Below are 555 nucleotides of genomic sequence, written 5' to 3'. Positions count from 1 at the left end.
TCACCACCTTCCTCCTCGCTGAAAGTGCTTTACAACCCGAAGGCCTTCTTCACACACGCGGCATGGCTGCATCAGGCTTGCGCCCATTGTGCAATATTCCCCACTGCTGCCTCCCGTAGGAGTCTGGACCGTGTCTCAGTTCCAGTGTGGCTGGTCATCCTCTCAGACCAGCTAGGGATCGTCGCCTAGGTGAGCCATTACCCCACCTACTAGCTAATCCCATCTGGGCACATCTGATGGCAAGAGGCCCGAAGGTCCCCCTCTTTGGTCTTGCGACGTTATGCGGTATTAGCTACCGTTTCCAGTAGTTATCCCCCTCCATCAGGCAGTTTCCCAGACATTACTCACCCGTCCGCCGCTCGTCACCCAGGGAGCAAGCTCCCCTGTGCTACCGCTCGACTTGCATGTGTTAAGCCTGCCGCCAGCGTTCAATCTGAGCCATGATCAAACTCTTCAATTAAAAGCTTGATTTGCTTCCACTCGAGAAGCGATGCTCAAAGATTTACTGCATGAATTTTACTTCAGTTAGTCACTCTTCAAGACTTGATATTTTTT

1 rRNA gene is annotated in these 555 nt (G+C 52.3%); it reads right to left on the bottom strand.

The features are described 5' to 3' along the window. Window positions 1-460: ribosomal RNA gene (locus ACJ8PL_RS25490) — 16S ribosomal RNA — on the bottom strand; the annotation flags it as partial. Between the last annotated feature and the right edge of the window lie 95 nt (window positions 461-555).

It is taken from the genome of Serratia sp. CY83965 (assembly GCF_052166375.1).
Classification (GTDB): domain Bacteria; phylum Pseudomonadota; class Gammaproteobacteria; order Enterobacterales; family Enterobacteriaceae; genus Serratia; species Serratia marcescens.
This window is presented reverse-complemented; position numbering and strand designations above follow the sequence as displayed.